This is a genomic window from Brevundimonas sp. FV1ye7S, assembly GCF_058680995.1.
Genome location: NZ_CM178726.1, coordinates 2036352 through 2056236, shown reverse-complemented (window position 1 = coordinate 2056236; position 19885 = coordinate 2036352). Strand labels below are relative to the sequence as shown.

Sequence of the window (19885 nt, the reverse complement as noted above, 5' to 3'; positions counted from 1 at the left end):
TGGTCTGTCTCTACGCCTAGGATTCCCCATCATGCGCCTGTCGCGCTTTTTCCTGCCCACGCTGAAGGAAGCCCCTTCGGACGCCCAGATTGTCTCGCACCAGCTGATGCTGCGCGCCGGCATGATCAAGCAGGAGGCCGCCGGCATCTACGCCTGGCTGCCGCTGGGCCTGCGCGTGCTGCGCAAGATCGAGCAGATCGTCCGTGAGGAGCAGGTGAGGGCCGGTGCGGTCGAGCTGCTGATGCCGACCCTGCAACTGGCCGACCTGTGGCGCGAAAGCGGCCGCTACGACGCCTACGGCCCGGAGATGCTGCGCATCACCGACCGGCACGAGCGCGAGTTGCTGTACGGACCGACCAACGAGGAGATGATCACCGACATCTTCCGGGCCTATGTGAAGTCCTACAAGTCGCTGCCGCTGAACCTGTTTCATATCCAGTGGAAGTTCCGCGACGAGCGCCGCCCGCGGTTCGGCGTCATGCGCGGCCGCGAGTTCCTGATGAAGGACGCCTATTCATTCGACGTGGACGAGGCCTCGGCCCGCAAGGCCTACAACCGCATGTTCGTGGCCTATCTGAACACCTTCGCCCGCATGGGTCTGAAGGCCGTGCCGATGCGCGCCGACACCGGCCCGATCGGCGGCGACCTGAGCCACGAGTTCATCGTCCTGGCCGAGACCGGCGAGAGCGCGGTCTTCTGCGACAAGGCCCTGGTCGAAATGCCGGCGCCGGGCGCGGACGTGGACTGGGACGATCTTCAGTCAATCGTTGATCAACGAACCGCGCTCTACGCCGCGACCGAGGAAATGCACGACGAAGCCCGGTTCGAGGCCGAGACCGCCGAGGGCGACCGTCTGTCGGCGCGCGGCATCGAGGTCGGCCACATCTTCTATTTCGGCGAGAAATATTCGGCCCCTATGAAGGCCAAGGTCGCCGGGCCGGACGGTCAGGACGCCAATGTCCACATGGGCAGCTACGGCGTCGGCGTATCGCGCCTGCTGGGCGCCATCATCGAGGCCAGCCACGACGAGGGCGGCATCATCTGGCCCGACGCCGTGGCCCCGTTCGACGTGGTCGTGATCAATCTGCGCGCCAATGACGCCGCCGTCTCCGCCGCCTGCGAGGACGCGGTCGCTCAGTTGGAGAAGCTCGGCAAGGACGTGCTGTACGACGACACCGACGAACGGCCGGGCGGCAAGTTCGCCACCGCCGACCTGATCGGCGTGCCGTGGCAACTGACCATCGGTCCCAAGGGGCTGGCCGACGGCGTGGTCGAGCTGAAGCGCCGCGCCACCGGCGAGAAGGTCTCCGTGCCCCTGGCCGAAGCCATCGAAAGGTTGACTGCTTGAACCTGCCGTCCCGTCCTTCCGGAGCCTTCTCCTCGTGGGAGATCGGCCTGGCCCTCCGCTACCTGCGCGCCAAGCGCAAGGAGGGCGGGGTGGCGACCATCGCGGTGATCAGCTTCATCGGCATCATGCTGGCCGTCGCGGTGCTGATCAGCGTCATGAGCATCATGGCCGGCTTCCGCTCGGAACTGCTGGGCCGAATGCTGTCGTTCAACGGCCATATGTACGTCCAGGGGCCGGTGCTGACGTCTGAAGATCGGGACGCCGCCCTGAAGCGGATCGCCGCCGTGCCCGGCGTGGTCAGCGTCACCCCGCTGAACGAGAGCCAGAGCCTGGTCCGGGTCGGCAACTTCACCACGGGCGCCATGGTGCGCGGCGTGCGGCCCCAGGACCTGGCCACCACCAAATACGTCTTCGACAGCCTGACGCCCAAGGAACGCGCCGACTTCGGCAAGGGCGCATACGGCGGCGACCGCATCCTGATGGGCGCGGCCCTGGCCAACTCCCTGGGCCTGCGGGTCGGCGATCCCGTCACCCTCTATTCGCCGACCGGCGCCGACAGCGCCTTCGGCAATCTGGGCGGTCTGGAAAAGACCTATTTCGTCGGCGGCCTGTTCCGCTCGGGCACGGCCGACTTCGACCGCGCCTTCCTGTTCATGCCGCTGGAGCAGCAGCAGTTGTTCTTCGGCAAGGAGGGGGTCTGGGACGCCATCGAGATCAAGGTCGACGACCCCGACCGCGTCGGCGAGCTGACCCCCGCCATCCGCGACGCCGCCGGCCCCGGATCTGTCATCAGCGACTGGCGCGAGCGCCTGGCCGCCTTCTACGGCGCCCTGCGGGTCGAGCGGGTGGCCATGAGCATCATCCTGGGCCTGGTCGTCGCCATCGCCGCCATGAACATCATCTCCGGCATCGTCATGCTGGTGAAGAACAAGACGCGCGACATCGCCATCCTGCGCACCGTGGGCGCGAGCCCGTCGTCGATCCTGCGCATCTTCTTCATGTCCGGCGCCATGATCGGCGTGGCGGGCACTCTGGCGGGCCTGGCCCTCGGCCTGCTGTTCTGCTGGAACATTGGCGCCATCCAGCACGCCATCGAGGCCGTGCTGGGGGTCCAGCTGTTCAACGCCGACGTCTATCAGCTGGACGCCATCCCGGCCCTGGTCGATCCGATGGACGTGACCTGGGTCGCCATCCTGTCCTTCAGCATGAGCTGCCTGGCCAGCCTGCCGCCGTCCTGGACGGCCTCTCGCATCGATCCCGTGGAGGCGCTCCGCTATGAGTAGGTCTCCCATCCTGTCGGTGCGCGGCCTGACCCGCACCTATGACACCGCCAACGGCGGCCTGACCGTGCTAAAGGGCGTCGACTTGGACGTCATGCCCGGTGAAATGGTCGGCCTGATCGGCCCCTCGGGCTCCGGCAAGTCCAGCCTGCTGCACGCCGCCGGCCTGCTGGAGAAGCCGACCGAGGGCACGGTCGCCATCGACGGCGAAATGGTCGGCGATCTGGACGAACGCGCCCGCACCCGCCTGCGCCTGTCGCGCATCGGCTTCGTCTATCAGTTCCACCATCTGCTGGCCGAGTTCGACGCCCGCGACAATGTCGCCCTGCCGATGCGGATCGCGGGCATGAGCCTGGCCCAGGCGCGCCGCCAAGCCGAGGAGACCCTGACGACTCTGGGCCTGGGCGAACGCCTGACTCACCAGCCGGCCCAGCTGTCCGGCGGCGAGAAACAACGCGTCGCCATCGCCCGGTCCCTGGCCAACAAGCCCCGCCTGCTGCTGGCCGACGAACCGACCGGCAACCTGGACCCGACCACCAGCCAGTCGGTGTTCGAATCCCTGCGCGACCTGGCCAAGACCACGGGTGTCGCCGCCCTGATCGCCACCCACAATATGGAACTGGCCGGCCACATGGACCGCGTCTTCGCCCTGAAGGACGGCCATCTGGAAGAACGGGCGGCCCAAAGCCAGGCCTATTGAGCCAGGCTTATTGAATCGGGCCTGCTGAAGGCCCGCCCGCCTCACCCCACGGCGGCGTCGCCCCAGATGGCGCGCAGCTGCTGGGGCCGGCGGCAGCCCTGGCGATAGGCCTCGTAATGAGCGCGGTTGCGGCGGGCGTAGTCCTGATGCTCAGGCCCGGCGGGCCAGAACCGCTGGACCCCGACGACCGGGGTGGTGAAGCTCTTGCCCAGAACGCGCATGGCCGCATCGCGTGACGCCACCGCCGCCGCCCTCTGGTCCGCCGTGGCGAAGACCGCCGCGCGATAAGACGGCCCCTGGTCGCAGAACTGCCCGTTCGGATCGGTCGGGTCTATGGTGCGCCAGTAGCGGTCGACCAGGGCGCGATAGCTGACGACGCGGGGATCGAACGTGACCTGGACCGCCTCCATATGGCCGGTCCCGCCGCGCACCACCTGCTCATAGGTCGGGTTGGCCGTCCGGCCGCCGACGAAGCCCGACACGGCGGAGCGCACCCCCGGCAGGCCGTCGAACGCCTTTTCCTCGGACCAGAAACAGCCGCCGGCGAAGACGGCCGTCTGAAGCATCGACCGGGCGGGCTGGGCCTGGGCGCGGTCGGTCCGGGGCAGCGCGGCGGTCGTCACGACGACCAGGGCGGCCGCAATCGCCGCGCCAGCCAGGAATTTCAGAGACTTGGGCATGGGGACATCTCCCTTTCTCCACAGGCATACGATGCGTCGCTGCAAATGGTTTCAGACCGTCTCGCCCCTTGGGATAAGACCGGGGTTGACGAGAACAATGAGCGAACATAGAACAAGGCAAGAACATTCATGTCTGGGGATAAGTCGCCATGCCGCGTTTGATGAGAGATATGCTGTCGCTGGCCTCGTGCAGCGGTTTCGTCTGGATGGTCTGGACCCTGGCCTTCAGCGTGACGGCCGCCTGATTTTCAGACTCGCACCGACAGGGTCTGAATTCGCATTGTGTAAAATCAATCGCTTATGAGAGATTCTAGACTATTTGGACTGTGTTTTTTCGCCGTGACGGTCTGAAGCCTCTATCCACAGCGGATCGATGATCGCGCGGCCCGGCTGAAGGTTTGCGGTGTTCCGGCGGGCGGCGATGTGAGACTCGGTCCAGGATGATGCGCGGCCTCCCTTCGGAGGCGCGACAGGCGGAGGTCCAGTGAGCGAACCGGTCAACAGTCAGGGTTTCGTCCATCTGCGGGTCCGCTCGGCCTATTCGCTGCTGGAAGGCGCGATCAAGGCGGGCAAGCTGGGCAAGCTGGCGGCGGACGCGGGCATGCCGGCCGTGGCCATCGCCGACCGGACCAATCTGTTCGGCGCGCTGGAGTTCAGCCAGTACACCCGTGACGCCGGGGTCCAGCCCATCATCGCCTGCGCCCTGCCGGTGTTCGGCATCGGCGGACATCAGGCCGTGCGCTGGGCCAAGACCCCGACCGTGGTCCTGCTGGTCCAGAACGAGGCCGGGTGGCGCAACCTGTGCGCCCTGTCGTCCTCGGCCTATCTGGACGCGGGCGAAATGGCCGAACCGGGCGTGGCCTGGGATCAGGTCGTGGCGCGGTCCGAGGGGCTGATCCTGCTGTCGGGCGGCCCCGACGGTCCGGTCGATCCCCTGTTCGCCCAGGGCAAGACGAATGAGGGGGCGGCCGCCCTGGCGACGATGAAATCCGCCTTCGGCGACCGCTTCTATGTCGAGCTGCAGCGTCACGGGCTGGAGGACGAAAAGCGGGCCGAGCCCGGTCTGGTCGAATGGGCCTACGCCCACGAGACGCCCCTGGTCGCGACCAATGACGTCTATTACGCCAAGGCGGCCCAGGCCAAGTCGCACGACGCCCTGTTGTGCATCGCCGACGGCGCCTTCACCGGCCAGGAAGACCGCCGCCGCATCACCGGCGAACACTGGTTCAAGTCGGCCGAGGCGATGCGCGACCTGTTCGCCGACCTGCCCGAGGCCTGCGACAACACCATCGACATCGCCCGGCGCTGCGCCTTCCTGGTCAACACCCATGCGCCCATCCTGCCGCGGTTCGACACCGGGGCAGGGCGGTCTGAGGCCGACGAACTGGCGCACCAGGCGCGCGAGGGGCTGAAGGTCCGCCTTGGCCAGATCACCCCCGCCGTGCCCGAGGCGGAATACTGGAGCCGGCTGGAATGGGAGGTCGGCATCATCCAGCAGATGGGCTTCCCCGGCTATTTCCTGATCGTGTCCGACTTCATCAAATGGGCCAAGGAGCACGGCATCCCGGTGGGGCCGGGGCGGGGGTCCGGGGCGGGCTCTCTGGTCGCCTGGTCCCTGACCATCACCGACCTCGACCCGCTGCGGTTCGGCCTGCTGTTCGAGCGGTTCCTGAACCCCGAACGGGTCTCCATGCCCGACTTCGACATCGACTTCTGCCAGGAGCGGCGCGAAGAGGTGATCGACTATGTCCAGGACCGCTACGGCAAGGACCGGGTGGCCCAGATCATCACCTTCGGCACCCTGCAGGCGCGGGCCGTGCTGCGCGACGTGGGCCGGGTGCTGCAGATGCCGCTGGGTCAGGTGGACCGGCTCTGCAAGATGGTGCCGAACAACCCGGCCAATCCCGTCACCCTGGCCCAGGCCATCGACCTGGAGCCGCGCCTGAAGGAAGCCAGGGACGCCGAACCTGCGGTCCGCACCCTGCTGGAGACGGCGCTGGAGCTGGAGGGGCTGTACCGCAACGCCTCGACCCACGCCGCCGGCATCGTCATCGGCGACCGGCCCCTGGTCGAACTGGTGCCCCTGTACCAGGATCCGCGCTCCACCATTCCGGCCTCCCAGTTCAACATGAAATGGGTCGAGCCGGCGGGGCTGGTGAAGTTCGACTTCCTGGGCCTGAAGACCCTGACCGTGCTGGACCGCGCGCGCGGCTATCTGGAACGGCGCGGCGCGGCGCAGGACTGGAACGGCCTGCCGCTGGACGACGCCCGCACCTACGAGCTGATGGCCTCGGGCCAGACCGTCGGGGTGTTCCAGCTGGAATCCCAGGGCATGCGCGACACCCTGCGCAAGATGCGCTGCGGCTCGATCGAGGAGATCACCGCCCTGATCTCGCTGTATCGGCCGGGGCCGATGGAGATGATCGACACCTATATCGACCGGAAGTTCGGTCGGGCCGAGGTCGATTATCTGCACCCCAGTCTGAAGGAGGTGCTGACCGAGACCTATGGGGTCATCATCTACCAGGAACAGGTGATGAAGATCGCCCAGATCCTGGCGGGCTACAGCCTGGGCGAGGCCGACCTGCTGCGTCGCGCCATGGGCAAGAAGAAGAAGGAGGAGATGGACTTCCAGCGGGCGCGCTTCGTCAAGGGCGCGCTGGAGAAGACCGTCCCCGAGACCCAGTCCGGCTCGATCTTCGACCTGGTGGCCAAGTTCGCCGGCTATGGCTTCAACAAGTCGCACGCCGCCGCCTACGCCCTGATCTCGTTCCAGACCGGCTGGCTGAAGGCCAATCATCCGGTCGAGTTCTTCGCCGCCTCGATGAGTCTGGACCTGTCGAACACCGACAAGCTGGCGGTCTTCTATCAGGACGCCAAACGGTTCGACGTGCCGGTGCTGCCGCCCGATCTGAACCGGTCCTCGGCCGACTTCGACGTGGCCTGGGACGACAGTCGTGGGGTGGTCCTCTACGCCCTGGGCGCCATCCGCAACGTCGGGCTCGAGGCGATGAAACACGTCATCGAGGTGCGCGAGACCGGCGGCCGGTTCGCCGACATCTTCGACTTCCTGGAACGGGTCGACCCGCGCAGCGTCAACAAACGGGCGCTGGAAGGCCTGGCCAAGGCCGGCGCCTTCGACAGCATCCATCCCAACCGCCGCCAACTGGTCGAACAGGCCGACGTCCTGATGGCCTATTGCCAGAGCGTGGCGGCCGAACGCGCCTCGTCCCAGGTCTCCCTGTTCGGCGGGGATCAGGCCCATGTCGGCCGGCCGCGGCTGAAGAGCGTCGAGCCCTGGGTCGGGCCCGAGCGGCTGGACCATGAACTGTCGGCGGTCGGCTTCTATCTGTCCGGCCACCCGCTGGACGAGATGACCTCGGCCCTGAAACGCAAGCGCGTCACCTTCGTCGCCGAGGCGATTCCCCTGGCGGAATCGGGCCACGAGGCCTTCCAGATGGCCGGGGTGGTGCGCCGCAAGCAGGAACGCGCCAGCGCCCGCACCGGCGAGAAATTCGCCTTCGTCACCTTCTCGGATCCGACCGGCGAGTTCGAATGCCTGTTCCCACCCGAACAGCTGCGCAAATGCCGCGAGGTGCTGGAGCCCGGCGCCTCGGTCATGGTGCGGGTCCGCGCCAAGGCGTCGGAAGGCGAGGTGCGGTTCTTCGGCGACGACGCCAGCCAGATGGACAATCTGCTGGATGACGCCAACATCGGCCTGCGCATCCATGTCTCGGCCCGCACCGCCGACGCCGACGCCTTGAAGGCCCGGCTGGAACGCGCCCGCTCCGGCGCCATCGGCAAGGGCGGCGAAATCTCCCTGGTCGCCTCGCTGGAAGGCCGTCAGGAGGTCGAGGTCAAGCTTCCCGGCCGCTACCGGCTGGACGGCGCCCTGCGCGGCGCCCTGAAGTCGGCGCCGGGCGTCCTGATGCTGGAGGAGGCGTGATGATCGCGCTGTCCCACGCCGCCGGAACCTTCGAGGTCAAGATCACGCCGGTCGCGCCCGAGCCGGACGCGCCTGCCGACGCCCCCGCCGACGTCCACGGCCGAATGAAGCTCGCCAAGACCTTCTACGGCGATCTTGAAGGAACCGGCGCGGGGGAGATGCTGGGGATCATGGCCGGCCAGTCCGGCGCCTATGTCGCCCTGGAGCGGGTGACGGGCGCGCTGAACGGCCGCCAGGGCGGTTTCTCAATGATCCATCGGGGCGTCATGAATGCGGGCGCGCAAGAGCTTTTGATCACCATCGTGCCGGGCTCAGGCAGTGGTGATCTGGCGGGAGTAAGCGGGGTCTTCCACCTGACCATCGCCGACGGGGAGCATCGTTATGTCCTGGATTACAGCCTGCCTGAATGACGCCCTGAAGGCCGGTTGCATATGGTCAAGCTGTTGAAATCACGGAACCGCTTGCGGCCGTCAGGGGTTGACTCAGTCCAAAGGGAGACTGTTCCAATGAAAAATCTCGTTCTCGCCGGCGTCGCTTCGGTCGCTTTGCTCGGCGCCTGCAATCAGGGCGGCGACACCGCAGCCCAGAACGCCGATGAAGCCGTCAATGCGACCCAGGACGCCGCTTCCGGCGTCGTCGGCCAGACCTCCGCCGCCACCATGGGCGCCAACACCGTGGAGGGCTTCGTCACCAGCCTGGCGGTCGGCAACATGTATGAAATCGAGGCCGCAAAGGTCGCGGCCGCCAAGTCGATCAATGCCGATGTCAAGGCCCTGGCGGCCATGATCGACAAGGATCATACGGCTGCGGGCGAGAAGATGACCTCGGTCGTCGCGACGGCGGCTCCGAACGTCACGGTTCCCACCACGCTGGACGAACGTCGCCAGGGGCTGATCGACAATCTGAAGGCCGCCACGCCGGCTGATTTCGACAAGGTCTATCTGGAGCAGCAGGTCGCCGCTCATAACGAGACCCTGACCCTGCTGAACGGTTTCGACGACAACACCGACGCCCCGGCCCTGGCCGGTCTGGCCCGGGAGCTGATCCCGACCATCACGGCCCACCGCGATCGCGCCCAGGCCCTGATGGATGCGATGAACTAAGGGCGACGAATTTCGCCCATGACAGGCGGTCCCGAAAGGGGCCGCCTTCTGTGTTTTGTCAGGCGGCGCTTGCTATTCGGGCCTATCCCGCCTACATGGCCCCCGCATTTCGCAACGCGGGCGAGGCGCGTTTCGGGGAGACATCCCGATCCGCTCCATTCCGAGGGTCTTGTGACCTTTAATCCCCCGCGCCACGTTTGATCGGAAAAAGGACTGAACGATCATGGCTCTGCCTGAATTCTCGATGCGCACCCTGCTTGAAGCGGGCGCCCACTTCGGCCACCAGACGCACCGGTGGAACCCGAAGATGGACCGCTACATCTTCGGCTCGCGCTCGAACATCCACATCATCGACCTGTCGCAGACGATGCCGCTGTTCCACCAGGCTCTGGTGGCCGTGCGCGACGTCGCCGCCAAGGGCGGCCGCGTCCTGTTCGTCGGCACCAAGCGCCAGGCTTCCGAGCCGGTCGCCGAAGCCGCCAAGCGCTGCGCCCAATATTACATGAACAACCGCTGGCTGGGCGGCACCCTGACCAACTGGCGCACCGTCTCGGGTTCGATCGCCCGTCTGCGTGAACTGGAAGGCATTCTCGAGAACGGCGGCGAAGGCCGCGTCAAGAAGGAACTGCTGAACCTGCAGCGCGAGAAGGACAAGCTGGAGCTGTCGCTGGGCGGCATCAAGGACATGGGTTCGATCCCGGACATCATGTTCGTGATCGACACCAACAAGGAAGCGATCGCGATCCAGGAAGCCCGCAAGCTGAACATCCCGATCATCGCCATCCTGGACACCAACTCGGACCCGGACGGCATCACCTATCCGGTCCCCGGCAACGACGACGCCGCCCGCGCCATCCAGACCTACTGCGACCTGATCGCCGACGCGGTCCTGGACGGTCTGGCCGCCGGCGCCTCGGCCTCGGGCGTGGACCTGGGTGCTGCGATCAATCCGGAAGAGCCCATGCTGCGTGAAGCCTCGACCCCGGTCGAAGCCGACGCCGCTCCGGCCGGCACGGAAGACGTCGCCGCTGAACTGGTCGCCGCCGCTGAACCGGCTGTCGCCGATGAAGCTGCTCAGGCCGCCACTTCGGAAGCGAACGACGCCGTCGAAACCGAGAAGGCCACGGGCTGATCGCCCGACGGCCCTCCTTTTGACGCTACGCTTGCCGCGCGGCGGCTCGCTACTTGAGCGTCAATCAGAAGGCCGTGCGTTGAACTGACACACGGCCGGGCTAAATCAGCCCGGCCGTTCCCACATACGAATCCCCCAAGGAGAAGAACATGGCCGAGATCACTGCCGCCCTCGTGAAGGAACTTCGCGAGCGTTCGGGCGTCGGCATGATGGACTGCAAGAAGGCGCTGGTCGAAAACGACGGCAACATCGAAGCAGCAATCGACTGGCTCCGCGCCAAGGGCCTGTCCAAGGCCGCCAAGAAGGCCGACCGCGTCGCCGCCGAGGGCCTGGTCGCCGTGGCGTCCAAGGAAGACGGCAAGGGCGAAGTCGCCGCCGCCATCGAGTTCAACGCGGAAACCGACTTCGTCGCCCGTAACGAACTGTTCCAGAACGCCGCCAAGTCGTTCGCCCAGCTGGGCCTGGAGCATCACACCGTCGAGGCCCTGCACGGCGCCGAACTGGAAGCCGGCAAGACGGTCCAGGACGAAGTGACCAACATGATCGCCACCATCGGCGAGAACATGCAGCTGCGCCGCGCCGCCCGCCTGTCGGTGTCGGAAGGCGTCGTCTCGACCTATGTCCACAACGCGGTTTCGCCCGGCGTGGGCCGTATCGGCGTGCTGGTCGCCCTGGAAGGCGAGGGCGACAAGACCGCCCTGCGCGAACTGGGCCGCAAGATCGCCATGCACGTCGCCGCCACGGCGCCGCTGTCGCTGAACACGGACGACCTGGACCCCGCCGCCATCGAGAAGGAACGCACCGTCCTGACCGAAAAGGCCAAGGAAGAAGGCCGTCCCGAAGCCATGATCGCCAAGATCGTGGAAGGCCAGATCAACAAGTTCCAGAAGGACGTGGTGCTGTCCAAGCAGCCCTTCGTCATGGACCCCGACGTGACCATCGAACAGCTGGTCGCCAACTCGGCCAAGGAACTGGGCTCCTCCAACCTGCACCTGGCCGGCTTCGTCCGTCTGGCGCTGGGTGAAGGCGTCGAGAAGGTCGAAGGCCCCGACTTCGCGTCGGAAGTCGCCTCGATGATGGGCGGCAACTAAGCAGTCTTCCCCTCATTCGTGAGGGTTTTGTATCAGAAGGGCGCGTTCGGCTTTGATGGCCGGCGCGCCCTTCGTCTATAAGAAGTCGCCTGATTCAAAAGGCGCCGCATTCAAACGGACCCCCGCCGCATGCCCGACGCCCCCGCCAATTTTCGCTACAAGCGCGTCCTGCTCAAGGTTTCCGGCGAAGTCCTGATGGGCGATCAGGCCTTCGGCGTCGACATGAAGACCGTGGACACCGTGGCCAAGGCCGTGGCCCAGGTCGCGGCCGAGGGTGTGGAAATCTGTCTGGTGATCGGCGGCGGCAACATCTTCCGCGGCCTGTCCAAGGCGGCGGCGGGCATGGAGCGCGCCCAGGCCGACTATATGGGCATGCTGGCCACCATCATGAACGCCCTGGCCATGCAGTCGGCGCTGGAGAAGATCGGCGTCTCGACCCGCGTGCAGAGCGCCATTCCGATGGCCGCCATCGCCGAACCCTACATCCGCCGCCGCGCCCTGCGTCATCTCGAGAAGGGCCGCGTGGTCATCTTCGCCGCCGGCGTCGGCGCGCCCTTCTTCACGACGGATTCGGGCGCCGCCCTTCGCGCGGCCGAAATGGGCTGCGACGCCCTGCTGAAGGGCACCAGCGTTGACGGCGTCTATACTGCGGACCCGAAGAAGGATCCGACCGCGACCCGCTACGAGACCCTGACCTATCAGGAGGTTCTGGCCCAGGATCTGCGGGTGATGGACGCTTCCGCCATCGCCATGATGCGCGACACGGGTATTCCGATCGTGGTCTTCTCGATCCGCGAAGACGACTCCCTGCGCCGCGCCCTGACCGGCGAGGGCACCTGCACCATCATCCAGGACCGCGCCTGATCGTTCGACGATCCGTTCAAGACAAGAGAGACCAAGACCATGGCCAAGCCCGAAGTGAAAACCTATCGCGACCGCATGGAGAAGGCGGTCGTGGCGCTGAAGGAAGAATTCAGCGGGCTGCGCACCGGACGCGCCAACGCCGGCTTGCTGGAGCCCGTGCGGGTCGAGGCCTATGGATCGGCCTCGCCGCTGTCGGCGGTGGCCGCCATCAGCGTGCCGGAGCCGCGGATGATCTCCGTGAACGTGTGGGACAAGGGCATGGTGGTCGCGGTCGAAAAGGCCATTCGCAACGCCAACCTGGGCCTGAACCCCATCGTCGACGGACAGACCCTGCGCATCCCCGTGCCGCCGCTGACCGAGGAGCGCCGCAAGGACCTGGTCAAGCTGGCCGGCAAGTACACCGAGCAACAGAAGATCGCCGTGCGCAACGTGCGCCGCGACGCCAACGACGATCTGAAGAAGGCCGAGAAGGCCGGCGAGATCAGCCAGGACGAACAGAAGAAGCTGGAGGCGGACATCCAGAAGGAGACGGACGCCGCCATCAAGCGCATCGACGAGGCCTTGAAGACCAAGGAACAAGAGATCATGCAGGTCTGAGGCGGAACGGCTTGGGTCTGAAGGGACGGAACGACAGATGACGGCAGACCGCGCCGCGCCTTCGAGCTCGCGTTCCGATGGACCACGCCATGTCGCCATCATCATGGACGGCAACGGCCGCTGGGCGAGCGCCCGGGGCCTGCCGCGCGCCATGGGACATCGCGAGGGGGTCCAGGCGCTGAAGCGCACGATCCAGGCCGCGCCCGATTTCGGCATCGAATGCCTGACCGTCTTCGGCTTCTCGACCGAGAACTGGAGCCGTCCGGCCGAGGAGGTCTCGGACCTGATGGGGCTGGTGCGGACCTATGTGGCCAGTGATCTGGCGCGGCTGGAGAAGGCGGGCGTGCGCCTGCGCATTCTCGGCCGCCGCGACGGACTGCCGTCCGACATCGCCGCCATCATCGAAAAGGCCGAACGCCAGACCGCCCACAACGACCGGTTCATGCTTCAGGTCGCCTTCAACTATGGCGGCCGGGCCGATCTGGTCGACGCCGCGCGTCGCCACATGCAAAGACTGCTGGCGGGCGAGACGGTCGAGCCGATCGATGAAGACACCCTGGCCGCCGGCCTGGCCACGGCGGGATCGCCGCCGCTGGATCTGATCGTCCGCACCTCGGGCGAGCAGCGCCTGTCGAACTTCCTGCTGTGGGAAGCCGCCTACGCCGAACTGGTGTTCCAGGACATCCTGTGGCCCGACTATGGGCCGAAGGCGCTGGGGGAGGCGGTCGCCGCCTTCGCTCAACGCGAACGCCGCTACGGCGGGCGAGAGGACGCGCCTGCGCGCGTGTCGGCCTGATGGCGGTCAAGGGGCGGGATATCGCCTTGAGGGCGGCCTCGGCCGCCGTCCTGGCGCCGGCGGCGGTGGCCGCCACCTGGTTCGGGGGCGTCTGGTTCCTGGCGCTGATGCTGGCCGCCTGTGTCGTCCTGGCCTTCGAATGGGGCGCCATGAGCGCGCCCAAGGCTCCGCGTCCCGTCGGATTGGCGGTGGCCCTGGCCGTCGTGGCCGCCGTCGTCAGCGCCTATTTCGGCGTCATGTCGGTCGCCTTCGTCATCCTGGTGTTCGGCGCCGCCGCTGCGGGGCTCTATGCCCGAAGCCGAGGCCAGCAGGCCGTGGATGCGGCCTATGGCGTGCTTTATCTGGGTTGGCCCTCGGTGCTGCTGATCTGGCTGCGCGACGGGGACGGCGCGGTCGGTCTGCACTGGACGGCGCTTGTCTTCGCTGTGACCTGGTCGGCGGACATCCTGGCCTATCTGGCGGGTTCGACCCTGGGCGGGCCGAAGCTGTGGCCGCGTTATTCGCCCAACAAGACCTGGTCCGGCTTCGTCGGCGGCATTCTGGCGGGCGCGGTCGCCGGTGCGGCCCTGACGGCCTGGTTCGACATGGGCCGCCTGACCATCTTCTGGGGCGCGATCCTGGGCCTGGCGGCCGCGCTGGCCACCATGGGCGGCGATCTGTGGGAGTCGGGGCTGAAGCGCCGGTTCGGCGTCAAGGACGCGGGCAACACCATCCCCGGCCACGGCGGCCTGCTGGACCGGGTGGACGGGTTGATGTTCGCGGTCGTGGTGGTGGCGGCGGGACGTCTGCTGGTGGTTCTGCTGGAAAAGGGCGCGTCTTGATCCGTCGCCGCGTCACGGTTCTGGGCTCCACCGGCTCGGTCGGCTCGTCGACCCTGGACCTGATGGAACAGGCCGAGGCCACCGGCACGGGGGCCTTCGAGGTCGAGGCCCTGACGGGCGGCGCCAATATCGCCAAACTGGCCGAGCAGGCGCGGCGCTGGAAGCCGAAACTGGCGGTGACGGCCGACCCGAAGAGGCTGACCGATCTGCGCGACGCCCTGGCGGGAACCGGCGTGGCGGCGGCGGCGGGCGAGGACGCCATTGTGGAGGCGGCGACGCGGCCGGCCGACTGGATCATGGCGTCCATCGTCGGGGCCGCAGGGTTGAAGTCGGCCTGGGCGGCGGCCGAAACGGGCGCCATCCTGGCCTTGGCCAACAAGGAAAGCCTGGTCTGCTGCGGCCCGGCCCTGATCGAGCGCGTTCGACGGGCCGGGGGGCGGCTGATCCCGGTCGATTCCGAACATTCCGCTATCTTCCAGGTGTTTCCGGCCGATGCGCCCGAGCAGGTGTCGAAACTGGTGCTCACCGCCTCGGGCGGGCCGTTCCGCCAGACCCCGCGCGCCCAGATGACCGGGATCACGCCCGAACAGGCCGTCGCCCATCCGAACTGGAGCATGGGGGCCAAGATTTCGGTCGACAGCGCCACCATGGCCAACAAGGGCCTGGAGATGATCGAGGCGGCCTATCTGTTCGCCATGCCGGCGGAGCGGATCGACGTCGTGGTCCACCCCGAATCGATCATCCACAGCCTTGTGGAATATGTGGATGGTTCGACTCTGGCCCAGATGGGGCCGCCGGACATGCGCACGCCGATCGCCTGCGCCCTGGCCTGGCCCCATCGCATCGCCTGGCCCGCGCCGAAGCTGGACCTGGCGGCTCTGGGGCGATTGACGTTCGAAGCGCCCGATCTGGCGCGGTTCCCGGCCCTGGATCTGGCGCGTCAGGCCTTGCAGGCGGGGGGGGCGGCGCCCGCCGTGTTCAACGCCGCCAACGAGGTCGCGGCCTTTGCATTTCTTGACCGCAAGCTGGCCTTTCTCAATATTGCCGCAGTCGTCGCCGAAACCCTTGATCGTGCGACGAAGGCGGGGATGGTTTTCGGCTCTGGAGACGCCTGTGGCGCGGCCCTTTCGGTCGACGCCCAGATCCGTCTGATGGCCACAACCATAATCGCCGGACTGGCGAACGCGGCCTGATCGGCCAGGGGAGACGATTTTACAATGCTGGGCGCTCTGGGTCAGATCCTGATCTACATCGTGCCGTTCCTGCTGGTGCTGACCTTCATCGTCACCATTCATGAGCTGGGTCACTTCCTCGTCGCCCGCGCCTTCGGCGTGAAGGTGGACCGTTTCGCCATCGGTTTCGGCAAGGCGATCTTCAGCCGCACCGACCGGCACGGCATCGAATGGCGGCTCGGCTGGATGCCGCTGGGCGGGTATGTCAAATTCTCGGGCGATCTGGACGCTTCCAGCGTGCCGGATCAGGCGGGCTTGGCCGAACTGCGCCAGCGGGTGATCGCCGAGAGCGGGCCGGGGGCTGAGCGCGACTATTTCCACTTCAAGCCGGTTTGGCAGCGCGCCCTGATCGTCGTGGCCGGGCCCGCCGCCAACTTCCTGCTGGCCATCACCATTTTCGCGATCGTCTTCATGAGCGTGGGCGCGCAACTACGGCCCGCCCGCGTGGCCCAGGTCCAGGCCGGTTCGCCCGCCGCCGCCGCCGGCTTCCAGGTCGGCGACCTGATCACCGGGGTGAACGGCAAGGCGATCAAGGACGGCGGAGAGGTGACGCGCACCGTCATGCTGTCGACCGGCGATCCCGTCCGATTCACCGTCGAACGTGCGCAGCAGGTGGTGGAGCTGACCGCCGTTCCCGAGCGTCGCGAAGAGAACGATCCCATCGCCGGGCGGGTCAAGGTCGGCCGGATCGGCCTGGAGCTCGCGCCTGCGCCGGGCGACCTGCGTCATGTTCGCTATGGGCCTGTGGACGCCGTGGTCGAAGGCGTGCGCCAGACCCGCGACGTCGTCGGTTCGACCCTGACTTACCTGGGGCGTCTGGCGACGGGTCGGGAGTCGGGCGACCAGTTCAGCGGTCCGTTGGGCATCGCCAAGGCGACCGGTTCGCTGACGACGGCGGCGGTGGAGGCCAATCCGGCGCCCGAGGCCATCGCAATCAACCTTCTGCTCACCCTGACAACCTTCGCCGCCATACTTTCGATCGGAATCGGCTTTCTAAATCTCTTGCCCATCCCTGTGCTGGACGGCGGACATCTGCTTTTCTACGGCTATGAAGCCATAGTGCGGCGGCCCGTTGCGGCGCGGTATCAGGAGATGGGCTATCGCGCAGGTCTTGCGCTTCTGGCGGGATTTATGTTGTTCGCGACGTGGAACGACCTACAGAAGCTCAACATCTTCCAATTCCTCGGCGGGCTCGTCTCGTGAGCCGACGCCAGCCCCCGATGGTTTCCAGAATGAACGACATGACATCACGCGCCGCCGTCCGACTGGGCGCCCGATCCAGCCTCCTCGCGCTGGCTGTCGCCGCAGGCTTCGCCGCCCCGGCCCTGGCTCAGACTGCAGGGGCTCCTGCGGCGCCCGCGCCCGCCGACGAACAGCCGCCGCGCGTCGAGATCGCCGCGCCCCAGTCGCTGACGGTCAATCGCATCCTGGTTCAGGGCGCGCAGCGGATCGACCAGACCACGGTCCTGTCCTATCTGCCGATCCGCCCCGGCGACACGGTCGACGCCGCCGTTCTGGATGTCGCGGTTCGCACCCTGTCACGCACCGGCCTGTTCGCCGACGTGCAGCTGGGTGTGCAGAACGGCGACCTCATCGTCCAGATCGTCGAGAACCCGATCATCAACCAGGTGGTGTTCGAGGGGAACAGCGCCCTGTCGCAGGACAAGCTGACCAAGGAAGTCACGCTTCAGCCGCGCGGCATCTACACCCGCGCCAAGGTGCAGGAAGATGTCGGCGCCATCGTCGAACTGTATCGCCTGCAGGGCCGCATCTCGGCGACCGTGACGCCGAAACTGGTTCAGCTGGAACAGAACCGCGTCGATGTGATCTTCGAGATCAACGAAGGCCCCCAGACCGGCATCAGCGCCATCAACATCCTGGGCAACCACGCGTTTTCCGACAACGACGTGCGCGGCGTCATGGTGACCGAGCGGTCGCAGTGGTGGAAGTTCTTCTCCAGCAACGACAACTATGATCCGAACCGCCTGGATTACGACCAGGAGCAGCTGCGGAAATTCTATACGAACCGCGGCTACTACGACTTCCGCATCGTCTCGTCGGTGGCCGAGCTGCAGCCTGACGATCAGGCGTTCCAGCTGACCCTGACCCTGAACGAGGGCGACAAGTACAACTTCGGCAAGGTCGACGTCATTACCCAGAATGACCGCCTCAACGCCGAATTCCTCAAGGCGCTTGTGCCGATCCGCGAAGGCCAGCTCTACGAGAGCGACAAGATCGAACAGGCGGTCGACGCCCTGACCTTCGCCGCCGGTTCGGCCGGTTACGCCTTCGTCGAGATCAATCCGACCTATCGCGCCAACCCCGACACCGACACGGTGGACGTGACCTTCAATGTGTCCGAGGGCCAGCGCGTCTATATCGACCGCATCAATGTGGTCGGAAACACCCGCACCATCGACCCGGTCATCCGCCGCGAACTGATGCTGACCGAAGGCGACGCCTTCAACCGCGCCCTGATGGAGCGTTCGCGCAACAATCTGCGCGCGCTCGGCTTCTTCAAGGATGTGACGATCGAGGAAACGCGCGGCAGCGCGCCCGACCGTTCGGTCATCAACGTCAACGTCCAGGAACAGCCGACCGGGGAACTGTCCGTCGGCGCAGGCTTCAGCTCGGTCGACTCCTTCACGGTCAACCTGGGCATTTCCGAGCGGAATTTCCGCGGGCGCGGCCAGAACGTCGTCGCGCGTCTTGAATGGGGTTCGCTGCGTCAGCAGGTCGATTTCCGCTTCACCGAGCCCAAGTTCCTGGGCCGCGACCTTCGGGCGGGCTGGGATCTGTTCCACTCGCGATATGACCTGAGCAAATATTCGTCCTACGACTACCGTTCGACCGGCGGCGGCCTGCGCCTGTCCTATCCGTTGAACGGCAATATGCTGCTCAGCACCCGCTACTTCCTGAAATCGGACGAGATCATCGTCCCGACCGGCTACTGCAACGCGACCGGCAGCGGCTCTTCGGCCCTGTGCGACCAGGTCGGCAGCTATATCAACTCGTCCGTCGGCTATACGCTTCAGATGAACTACACCAACGACCCGGTTCGCCCGACGCGCGGCTGGTCGGGCTCGCTGCGTCAGGACCTGGCCGGTCTCGGCGGCGACGTGAACTATGTGAAGACCGAAGCCGACGCAGCCTGGTACTATGGCTTCTCGCCGCGCTGGGTCGTCAGCGTCCAGGGCTCGACCGGCTATGTCAGCGGCTGGAACGGCGATCCGATCCGGATCAACGACCGCTTCTTCAAGGGCGGCAACAGCTTCCGCGGCTTCGAGACCGCCGGGATGGGGCCGCGCGACCTGCGGACGACCGACGCCCTGGGCGGCAACTTCTACGCCATCGGCACCGTCGAACTGACCCTGCCGAACTATCTGCCCGAGCAGTACGGCATCAAGACTTCGCTGTTCGCCGACGTCGGCACCCTGGGCGTGCTGGATGATCGCTACAAGTTGACAACGACCGGCACGGTCAACACCAATATCGCCGATGAGTTGTCTCTGCGGGCGTCGGCCGGCGTCAGCATTCACTGGAAATCGCCGATGGGCCCCATCCGGTTCGACATCTCCAAGGTCCTGTCCAAGGAAGACTACGACAAGACGGAATCCTTCCGCTTCTCGACCTCCACCCAGTTCTAAGCCCGCGACGCAAAAGCGCACGCACGAGGAAGTCCCATGAAAGCTCTGATCATCGCCGCCACGGCCGCCGCCACCCTGGTCGCCACCGCCGCCTCGGCCCAACAGGCCGCTGCACCCGCCAACCCCGGTCCGGTCATCCCGGGCGTCTGCGTCTATTACAACGCCCGTCTGCTGGCCCAGTCGGCCGCCGGCCAGGCCGTCGAGGCGCGCATGCAGCAACTGGCGCAGGAAGTTCAGGGCGAACTCCAGCCCTACGCCACCGCGCTTCAGACCGAAGCCCAGCAGCTTCAGACCTCGGGCGCCAGCCTGCCGGCCGACCAGTTGCAACAGCGCCGTCAGGCCCTGCAGCAGCGCGCCCAGGAAGCGCAACAGCTGGAAGGCACGCGCGAAAACGAACTGCGCTACACCCTGGCCATGCAACGCCAGGCCATCACCGAGGCCGTGTCGCCGATCCTGACCGCCCTGTACCAGGAGAAGGGCTGCGGCCTGCTGCTGGACCGCGAGAGCGTCTTCATGATGAACCCGGCCATGGATCTGACCGATACGGCGATCCAGCGCCTGAACACGGCCCTGCCGACCCTCTCGTTCAACCGTATGGCCGTCCCGGCCCAGCAGTCGCAACAGCCGGCCGCCGCCAACTAAGTTCGA

The 19885-nt window shown here is 66.5% G+C and carries 17 protein-coding genes; 16 read left to right on the top strand and 1 reads right to left on the bottom strand.

The window, feature by feature from the left end; all coding sequences use genetic code 11:
* Positions 1 to 31 precede the first annotated feature (31 nt).
* Genes proS through ACW18C_RS09900 form a run of 3 tightly spaced genes read left to right on the top strand, consistent with a single transcriptional unit; the run spans position 32 to position 3328 of the window.
* The gene (proS, locus tag ACW18C_RS09910) at positions 32 to 1348 is read left to right on the top strand and encodes a proline--tRNA ligase (protein ID WP_426026030.1); all 1317 of its coding nucleotides are present in this window, start codon (positions 32 to 34) and stop codon (positions 1346 to 1348) included.
* Positions 1345 to 2631, top strand: a complete 1287-nt coding sequence (locus ACW18C_RS09905) for a lipoprotein-releasing ABC transporter permease subunit (protein WP_492070715.1) — start codon at positions 1345 to 1347, stop codon at positions 2629 to 2631. The genes proS and ACW18C_RS09905 overlap by 4 nt, the downstream gene beginning before the upstream one ends.
* Positions 2624 to 3328, top strand: coding sequence for an ABC transporter ATP-binding protein (locus ACW18C_RS09900; RefSeq protein ID WP_008262155.1), 705 nt, complete (start codon positions 2624 to 2626; stop codon positions 3326 to 3328). The genes ACW18C_RS09905 and ACW18C_RS09900 overlap by 8 nt, the downstream gene beginning before the upstream one ends.
* Positions 3329 to 3369: 41 nt before the next feature.
* Here the strand turns inward: ACW18C_RS09900 and msrA are convergent, their stop codons facing one another.
* Entirely contained in the window at positions 3370 to 4008 is a 639-nt protein-coding gene (msrA, locus tag ACW18C_RS09895) for a peptide-methionine (S)-S-oxide reductase MsrA (RefSeq protein WP_492070714.1), read from the bottom strand.
* A 484-nt stretch (positions 4009 to 4492) separates the two neighbouring features.
* Here msrA and dnaE point away from each other — a divergent pair, with 484 nt between their 5' ends.
* The 13 genes from dnaE to ACW18C_RS09830 all read left to right on the top strand — a co-directional run bounded on the left by dnaE (position 4493) and on the right by ACW18C_RS09830 (position 19879).
* Positions 4493 to 7954: a DNA polymerase III subunit alpha gene (gene dnaE, locus ACW18C_RS09890; RefSeq protein WP_492070712.1), complete on the top strand. Its 3462-nt coding sequence runs from the start codon at positions 4493 to 4495 to the stop codon at positions 7952 to 7954.
* Positions 7954 to 8364 (top strand): DUF3224 domain-containing protein, encoded by a 411-nt coding sequence (locus ACW18C_RS09885; protein ID WP_492070711.1) that lies wholly within the window; start codon positions 7954 to 7956, stop codon positions 8362 to 8364. Before dnaE ends, ACW18C_RS09885 begins: the two co-directional genes overlap by 1 nt.
* A gap of 96 nt (positions 8365 to 8460) precedes the next feature.
* Complete coding sequence (locus tag ACW18C_RS09880; protein WP_492070710.1) at positions 8461 to 9057, top strand: DUF4142 domain-containing protein; 597 nt, start codon at positions 8461 to 8463, stop codon at positions 9055 to 9057.
* A gap of 223 nt (positions 9058 to 9280) precedes the next feature.
* Positions 9281 to 10189, top strand: a complete 909-nt coding sequence (gene rpsB / locus ACW18C_RS09875; protein WP_008264289.1) for a 30S ribosomal protein S2 — start codon at positions 9281 to 9283, stop codon at positions 10187 to 10189.
* 149 nt (positions 10190 to 10338) lie between these two features.
* Positions 10339 to 11280 (top strand): translation elongation factor Ts, encoded by a 942-nt coding sequence (gene tsf, locus ACW18C_RS09870; RefSeq protein WP_008260965.1) that lies wholly within the window; start codon positions 10339 to 10341, stop codon positions 11278 to 11280.
* 129 nt (positions 11281 to 11409) lie between these two features.
* Positions 11410 to 12144 carry a UMP kinase gene (gene pyrH / locus ACW18C_RS09865; protein WP_008263497.1) on the top strand — a complete coding sequence of 245 codons (735 nt, stop codon included), beginning with the start codon at positions 11410 to 11412 and terminating at the stop codon, positions 12142 to 12144.
* A gap of 39 nt (positions 12145 to 12183) precedes the next feature.
* Positions 12184 to 12741, top strand: a complete 558-nt coding sequence (frr, locus tag ACW18C_RS09860) for a ribosome recycling factor (RefSeq protein ID WP_008263615.1) — start codon at positions 12184 to 12186, stop codon at positions 12739 to 12741.
* A 37-nt stretch (positions 12742 to 12778) separates the two neighbouring features.
* Positions 12779 to 13537: a polyprenyl diphosphate synthase gene (gene uppS, locus ACW18C_RS09855; protein ID WP_035307337.1), complete on the top strand. Its 759-nt coding sequence runs from the start codon at positions 12779 to 12781 to the stop codon at positions 13535 to 13537.
* Positions 13537 to 14358, top strand: coding sequence for a phosphatidate cytidylyltransferase (locus ACW18C_RS09850; protein WP_154726163.1), 822 nt, complete (start codon positions 13537 to 13539; stop codon positions 14356 to 14358). The genes uppS and ACW18C_RS09850 overlap by 1 nt, the downstream gene beginning before the upstream one ends.
* Positions 14355 to 15551 carry a 1-deoxy-D-xylulose-5-phosphate reductoisomerase gene (dxr, locus tag ACW18C_RS09845; RefSeq protein WP_492070708.1) on the top strand — a complete coding sequence of 399 codons (1197 nt, stop codon included), beginning with the start codon at positions 14355 to 14357 and terminating at the stop codon, positions 15549 to 15551. Before ACW18C_RS09850 ends, dxr begins: the two co-directional genes overlap by 4 nt.
* Before the next feature lie 24 nt (positions 15552 to 15575).
* Positions 15576 to 16793: a M50 family metallopeptidase gene (locus ACW18C_RS09840; RefSeq protein ID WP_492070707.1), complete on the top strand. Its 1218-nt coding sequence runs from the start codon at positions 15576 to 15578 to the stop codon at positions 16791 to 16793.
* A 38-nt stretch (positions 16794 to 16831) separates the two neighbouring features.
* The gene (gene bamA / locus ACW18C_RS09835) at positions 16832 to 19237 is read left to right on the top strand and encodes an outer membrane protein assembly factor BamA (protein ID WP_492070706.1); all 2406 of its coding nucleotides are present in this window, start codon (positions 16832 to 16834) and stop codon (positions 19235 to 19237) included.
* Positions 19238 to 19273: 36 nt separating this feature from the next.
* A complete protein-coding gene (locus tag ACW18C_RS09830) occupies positions 19274 to 19879 on the top strand; it encodes an OmpH/Skp family outer membrane protein (protein WP_035307349.1) in 606 nt (201 codons plus the stop codon).
* Positions 19880 to 19885 lie beyond the last annotated feature (6 nt).